Origin of the sequence: Streptomyces sp. NPDC060064, assembly GCF_042736455.1 — a bacterium.
GTDB lineage: Bacteria > Actinomycetota > Actinomycetes > Streptomycetales > Streptomycetaceae > Streptomyces.
The window spans coordinates 78930-86604 of record NZ_JBHWWF010000035.1 but is presented as its reverse complement, the minus strand read 5'-3'; the positions used below and the strand labels follow the sequence as shown (position 1 = coordinate 86604).

The following is a 7675-nucleotide window of genomic DNA, read 5'->3' as shown; positions in this document are numbered from 1 at the left end:
GCGGAAATTCAGCCCCGCCGGCGATTGAGGACACGCCCGAAGGGCGTCCCCACCCAAGGAGAACCCACCGGTGACCACCACCCCCCGCGTCAGCGCGGCCGGCGCCGCCATAGGCACCGCCGCCGCTCTCCTCGCGGCGCTCATATCCGCCGGGCCGGCCGCCGGCGCGCCCAGACCCCCCGCCCCGCCCTCCGACCGCGCGCTCGCCGCCACGCCCGCGCGGCATGACCTGACGCGGGAGCAGTTCTACTTCGTCCTGCCCGACCGGTTCGCCAACGGCGATACGGCCAACGACCGCGGCGGACTCGACGGCGGCCGCCTCGAAACCGGATACGACCCCACCGACAAGGGCTTCTACCAGGGCGGCGACCTCAAGGGCCTGACGAGCAAGCTCGACTACATCAAGGGCCTCGGCACCACCGCCATCTGGATGGCGCCCATCTTCAAGAACCGGCCCGTCCAGGGCACCGGCAAGGACGTGTCCGCCGGGTATCACGGGTACTGGATCACCGACTTCACCCAGGTCGACCCGCACTTCGGCACCAACGCCGACCTCGAGAAGCTGATCGACAAGGCCCACGCCAAGGGCATGAAGGTCTTCTTCGACGTCATCACCAACCACACCGCCGACACCGTCGACTACGCCGAGAAGAAGTACGGCTACCGCCCCAAGGGCGCCTATCCGTACCTGGACAGGAGCGGCCGCCCGTTCGACGACCGGGCCGGGATCGGGAAGGTCGACGCCGGCTCCTTCCCGTACACGCCCAAGGTCAGCGGGAAGAAGGTGCCCGCCTGGCTCAACGACCCGACGATGTACCACAACCGCGGTGACTCGACCTTCGCGGGCGAGAGCTCCGAGTACGGAGACTTCTCCGGCCTCGACGACCTGTGGACCGAGCGTCCCGAGGTCGTCAAGGGCATGGAGGAGATCTACGAGAAGTGGGTCCGCGACTTCGACATCGACGGCTTCCGTATCGACACCGTCAAGCACGTCGACATGGACTTCTGGACCCAGTGGGCCACCGCGCTCGACGCATACGCCGCCAAGCGCGGCCGGGACGACTTCTTCATGTTCGGCGAGATCTTCGCCGGGGACACGGCGATCACCTCGCCGTACGTCACGCGTGGCCGGCTCGACGCCACGCTCGACTTCCCCTTCCAGAGCGCGGCCCGCGCCTACGCCTCGCAGGGCGCGTCCGCCGACCAGCTCGCCGGCGTCTTCGGGAACGACTACCGCTACACCAGCGACAAGGCCAACGCCTATGAGCAGGTGACCTTCCTCGGCAACCACGACATGGGCCGCATCGGCACCTTCCTCAAGCAGGACAACCCGAAGGCCGACGACACAGAGCTGCTGAAGCGGGCGCGGCTGGCCAACGAGCTGATGTTCCTCTCCCGCGGCAATCCGGTGATCTACTACGGCGACGAGCAGGGCTTCACCGGCGCGGGCGGCGACAAGGACGCCCGCCAGAGCCTCTTCGCCTCCAGGACCGCGGACTATCTGGACGACGACCAACTGGGCACGGACCGTACGCACGCGTCCGACGCGTACGACACCTCACATCCCGTCTACCGGTCGATCGCCGCGCTCTCGAAGCTCACCAAGGAGCACCCGGCGCTGCGCGACGGCGTCCAGACGGAGCGGTACGCCAAGGACTCGGTGTACGCCTTCTCCCGCACCGACGCCAAGGCGCGCACCGGGCCCATCGAGTATCTCGTCGCCGTCAACAACGCGGACAGCGCGAAGACCGTGACCATCCCCGCGGACGCCACGGACTTCCGTGCGCTGTACGGCGGTTCGGGCGCGGTGCACGCCGTCGACGGGAAGATCACCGTCACCGTGCCGGCGCTGTCCTCCGTCGTGCTCCAGGCCGCGAAGCCGCTCGCCGCGCCCGCCGCCAAGCCCACGCTCACCCTCAAGGCCCCGGCCGCCGGAGCCACCGGCACCGTCGAGATCGCTGCCGACGTGAACGGCGGAGGTCTCAACCGCGTCGTCTTCGCCGCCCAGGCGGGCAACGGCAAGTGGCGCACCCTCGGCTCGGCCGACCACGCCCCGTACAAGGTCACTCAGTACGTCGATGTGGCGGCCGGAACCCCCCTGCGCTACAAGGCAGTTGTGGTGGACAGCGCGGGACGTACGGCCAGTGACCGGGCGGAGACGACCGCCGGCCAGGCACCGCCGCCCGAGAAGCCGGTGGCCGTCGAGCGCGACTACGCGGTCGTCCACTACCAGCGGCCCGACGGCGACTACGACGGCTGGCAGCTCAGGACAGGCACCCAGCAGACCGCCTTCACCGGCCGTGACGCGTACGGCGCCTTCGCCTGGGTCAAGCTCGCCGAGGGCGCCACGACCGTCCCGTACACCGTCGAGAGGAACGGCACCGCGGACGGCCCGCAACGCACCGTCGAACTGGCCCGCACCGGCCAGGTGTGGATCGCCCAGGGCAAGGAAGGCCAGTCGGACACCGCGCCCGACGGCGCCTACCCGCCGCAGGACAGGACGAAGGCCGTCCTCCACTACAACCGCGCCGACGGCGACTACGACGGCTGGGGTCTGCACACCTGGACCGGCGCGGCATCGCCCACAGACTGGTCCAAGCCGCTCCAGCCGGTGAAGAAGGACGCGTACGGAGTGACCTTCGAGGTGCCACTCGCCGCCGGCGCGACCTCGCTCAGCTACATCCTCCACAAGGGCGACCAGAAGGACCTGCCGACCGACCAGTCCCTGGACCTCGCGACGTACACGAACGAGGTCTGGCTGCTGGCCGGGCAGCCGAAGTATCTGCTGCCGCAGACCGGCGGCGCGCCCTCACTCGACCTCGCCAGGGCCGAGGCCCAGTGGATCGACCGGAGCACCGTGGTCTGGAAGGTGAAGGCGACCGACGCCACCAGCCAGCAGCTGGTGTACGCGGCGGACGGCGGCATCACCGTCAAGGACGGTGCACTGTCCGACGAAGGCCGGTGGCTGCGTCTCACCTCCGCCACGCTGAGCGACGCGCAGAAGGCTAAGTATCCGCACCTCAAGGACTATCCGGCGTTCACCGTCGACACCCGCGACCGGGACCGGGTCCGGCAGTCGCTGCGCGGCCAGCTCATCGCCACCCAGCGCGCGGCCAACGGCGCGCTGCTCGCCGCCACCGGCGTCCAGACGGCCGGGATCCTCGACGACCTGTACGCGGGCAAGGCCACCGAGGCAGCCCTGGGACCGGTCTTCGACCGCGGCCGCCCCACCCTCTCCCTCTGGGCTCCCACCGCCCACTCCGTCTCACTCGAACTCGACGGCAGAACGGTCGCCATGCGACGGGACGACGCGAGCGGTGTCTGGTCCGTCACCGGCCCCAAGGGCTGGTCCGGAAAGCAGTACAGATACGCGGTGAAGGTCTGGGCGCCCAGCGTCCAGAAGCTCGTCACCAACAAGGTCACCGACCCGTACTCCACCGCCCTGACCACCGACTCGGCACGGAGCCTGGTCATCGACCTCGCCGACCCGAAGCTCGCCCCGGCAGGCTGGACAGGTCTCAGGAAGCCGGCCGCGACACCGCTGCGCGACGCGCAGATCCAGGAGCTCCACATCCGCGACTTCTCGGTCGCGGACCGCACATCGAAGCACCCGGGGCAGTATCTGGCCTTCACCGACCGTGACTCGCAGGGCATGAAGCATCTGCGCGCGCTCGCCGCCTCCGGTACCTCCTACGTCCACCTCCTGCCGGCCTTCGACATCGGCACCATCCCGGAGAAGAAGTCCGACCAGTCCGTGCCCGACTGCGATCTGTCGGTGTACGCGCCGGACTCCGACAAGCAGCAGGCCTGCATCGCGAAGGCCGCCGCGAAGGACGCGTACAACTGGGGCTACGACCCGCTGCACTACACCGTCCCGGAGGGTTCGTACGCCTCCGATCCGGAAGGCACCCGGCGCACGGTCGAGTTCCGGCGGATGGTGCAGTCCCTGAACTCCAGCGGCCTGCGCACCGTCATGGACGTCGTCTACAACCACACCGTGGCGAGCGGACAGGCCGACAAGTCCGTGCTCGACAAGATCGTGCCGGGCTACTACCAGCGGCTGCTCGCCGACGGCACCGTCGCCACCTCCACCTGCTGCGCGAACACCGCGCCCGAGAACGCCATGATGGGCAAGCTCGTCGTCGACTCGGTCGTCACCTGGGCGAAGGAGTACAAGGTCGACGGCTTCCGCTTCGACCTGATGGGCCACCATCCGAAGGCCAATATCCTCGCGGTGCGCAAGGCGCTCGACGAGCTGACGCCCGCGCGCGACGGCGTGGACGGAAAGAAGATCATCCTCTACGGCGAGGGCTGGAACTTCGGGGAGATCGCGGACGATGCGCGCTTCGTCCAGGCCACCCAGAAGAACATGGCGGGCACGGGGGTGGCGACCTTCTCCGACCGGGCCCGTGACGCGGTGCGCGGCGGCGGGCCCTTCGACGAGGACCCGGGCGTGCAGGGCTTCGCCTCCGGCCTCTACACCGACCCCAACTCCTCGGCGGCGAACGGCACTCCGGCCGAGCAGAAGGCCCGGCTGCTGCACTACCAGGACCTGATCAAGGTGGGTCTGACGGGCAATCTCGCCGCGTACTCCTTCACCGACAGCTCCGGCCGCAGCGTCAAGGGCTCCGAGGTCGACTACAACGGCGCCCCGGCCGGATACGCCGCCGCTCCCGGCGACGCCCTCGCCTACGCGGACGCACACGACAACGAGTCGCTGTACGACGCGCTCGCCTTCAAGCTCCCGCCCACCACCTCACCGGCGGACCGGGCCCGTATGCAGGTGCTGGCGATGGCGACCGCGGCCCTCTCCCAGGGACCGGCGCTCTCGCAGGCCGGGACGGACCTGCTCCGTTCCAAGTCGCTGGACCGCAATGCGTACGACAGCGGTGACTGGTTCAACGCGATCCACTGGGACTGCCGGGACGGCAACGGCTTCGGCCGCGGGCTGCCGCCGGAGGCCGACAACAAGACCAAGTGGCCGTACGCCAAGCCGCTGTTGACGTCGATCACGGTCGGCTGCCCACAGATCACCGGCGCCTCGGCCGCCTACCGGGACCTGCTCACCATCCGTACCACCGAGAAGGCCTTCAGCCTGGGCACGGCGGGTGAGGTGCAGTCCGCGGTCTCCTTCCCGCTCTCCGGCAAGGACGAGACCCCGGGCGTGATCACGATGCGCGTCGGCGATCTGGTCGTGCTCTTCAACGCCACACCGGAGCGGCAGACGCAACGGGTCACGGCGCTGGCCGGGAAGGCGTACGCGCTCCATCCGGTACAGGTCGCGGGCGCGGACCTTATCACCAAGTCTGCTTCGTACGAGGGGAGTTCTGGAAGCTTCACCGTACCGGCGCGTAGCGTCGCCGTCTTCGCCCGCAGTTGACCGAAGCGGGTTAGCGTGGTGGGCCGACTACGGGGCGGGGTGTCCTCGGTCCGAGGAGATGCGCGACATGACCCAACCCGACGGCGCCACTGTGCTGGTCGTCGACGACCTCGAGGCCAATCGCTACGCCATGGGTGCGGTGCTGCGCCGGGCAGGCCACCGGGTCGTGTCCACCGCGAGCGCCGGCGACGCCCTGATCGAGCTCGATACGAGACTCAGGTCGGGTGCGTTGCCGGACGCCGCGCTGGTCGACATCGGCCTGCCCGACATGAACGGCTTCGAGCTCTGCCGCCGGATCAAGGCCCATCCGGTGATCGCCGCGATGCCGGTGGTGCACTTCAGCGCCGCGGCGATCACCCCGCGCGACCGCAGCCGCGGACTCGACGCGGGTGCCGACGCCTATCTGACGGTCCCGGTCGAACCGGAGGAGATCGAGGCGGTGATCAGGGCCGCGCTGCGCGGGGCCCGCTCCCGTCACGACGCCGAGGCGCAGGCGGGCCGGCTGACCCGGCTCGCCGCCGCGATCACGGAGCTGCACTGCGCGCACGGCCCGCAGGAACTGGCCGATCTCGCCGCCGCCGCGACCGCCTGGCTCACCGGCGGCCCGGCGGCGGCCTTCGTCTTCGGTGCCGAGGACACGCTGTACGCGGGCAGCCCGCGGCGCTGTGGCTCCCCGCCGGACTCCGGCGCCCGCACGGCCGTGGGCCAGCTGCTGCAGCGGTGCATGGCGGGCCGCTCGGGTGTACATCCCGTGATGGCGCCCGCGCCCCTGTGGCCGCCGGGATTCTTCGTCCCCGAGGTCCCCGGCGGCGCAGCCCTGTTGCTGGCCCGCAGCCGACCCGGTCAGCCGCCGGTCTGTCTGGCCCGCCCGGCCTACGCCCCCAACGACCCGGACACGGCACATCTGCTCGGCCGGCTCGCCCACGCCACCGCCCTCACCGCCGGGACACTGCGCACCGCCGCCGAGGAACGCCATGTGGCGCTGACCCTGCAACGCGGCTTCCTGCCCCAGCAGCCGCCCGCCCTGCCCGGCGCCGACCTCGCTCTGCGCTATGTGCCCGCCTCCCGGAACGCCGAGATCGGCGGGGACTTCTATGTCGCCCTCTCCACCCCCGCCGGACTGCTGGTCGGCGTCGGCGACGTGGTCGGCCACTCGCTGGACGCGGCGACCGTGATGGTCGAGCTGCGGCACGCCCTGCGCGCGTACGCGACCGACGAGAGCGACCCGGCCGTGCTGCTGCACCGCCTCGACCGGATGCTCCAGCGCTACCACCCGGAGGCCACGGCCACCGTCTGCCTGGCCCTGATCGACCCGGTCACCGGCCGCGCCCGGATCGCGAACGCCGGCCATATCCGCCCGCTGGTCGTCACGGCCGACGGCGAGACGTCCTACCTGACGGTCTCCGGCCCGCTGCTCGGCCTCGACCTGGAGCGTCCGCATCCGACCGCCGTCCAACTGACGTACGGCGACCGGCTGTTGATGGTCACCGACGGACTGATCGAGACCCGCGGCACGGACCTCACGGTATCCCTCGAACGACTCCGCCACGCCGCTGCCCACGCGCCGCGGGGCGTCGCCGCTCTCTGCGACACCCTGCTGGACTGCTTCGGCACCCGGGAGGACGACGTCGCGCTGCTGGCTCTTCAGCTGACCGGCCTCAGCTGACCGGCCTCAGCTGACCGGTTTCATCCGACCGCCTTCTCCAGCAGGATCACTCCGTAACGGCTGCCGTCCTTCGCCACCTTGCTCGGCTCCTCACCCGCGACGCGGTAGCCGGCAGCCTCGTAGTACGTCCGCAGCGCGGGATTGTTCGACAGACAGTCGAGCCGTACGAACTCCCGCCCGGTATCGGCGATCCGCTGCTCGGCGTGCGCGAGCAGCAGCCGGCCGAACCCGGCCGGAGCCGTATCCCGGTCGATCATCAGCCGGTGCACATACCCGGCCACGGGAGGCTGGATCCCCCAGGCGGGCTGGTCCTCCCACCACAGTTCGTACGCCCCGATCGCATCGCCCTCCGCGGTCTCCGCGATCCAGACCTCCCCCTCCTTGATCCAGTGCCGGAAGTGGTCGGCATCCTTGTCGCCGGGCTTCCACTGGGCGATGCCGTTGAGCTGCATCCAGCGGGCGGCCCCGTCGAAGAGAGTGACGAGGGTTTCCACATCGGTGTGGGCGGCGAGCCGACAGATGATCTTCATTCCAGCATTATTGACGGGGTCATGGACACTTGCGTAAGGGTGGGTCCCGCAACTGCCCGACCAGGCCCCGACTGTGCCCCGACCATCCCTTGTCACCCG

At 70.2% G+C, this 7675-nt stretch carries 3 protein-coding genes; 2 read left to right on the top strand and 1 reads right to left on the bottom strand.

Features of this window, described 5'->3' with window-relative positions; translation table 11 throughout:
* The first annotated feature begins 109 nt into the window (after window positions 1–109).
* The gene (pulA, locus tag ACFWDI_RS32530; RefSeq protein WP_385309549.1) at window positions 110–5380 is read left to right on the top strand and encodes a pullulanase-type alpha-1,6-glucosidase; all 5271 of its coding nucleotides are present in this window, start codon (window positions 110–112) and stop codon (window positions 5378–5380) included.
* A 67-nt stretch (window positions 5381–5447) separates the two neighbouring features.
* Window positions 5448–7046 carry a SpoIIE family protein phosphatase gene (locus ACFWDI_RS32525; protein ID WP_385309545.1) on the top strand — a complete coding sequence of 533 codons (1599 nt, stop codon included), beginning with the start codon at window positions 5448–5450 and terminating at the stop codon, window positions 7044–7046.
* Window positions 7047–7066: 20 nt separating this feature from the next.
* On the opposite strand, the gene ACFWDI_RS32520 is transcribed toward ACFWDI_RS32525, so the two are convergent.
* A complete protein-coding gene (locus ACFWDI_RS32520) occupies window positions 7067–7576 on the bottom strand; it encodes a GNAT family N-acetyltransferase (RefSeq protein WP_385309543.1) in 510 nt (169 codons plus the stop codon).
* Window positions 7577–7675: the final 99 nt, after the last annotated feature.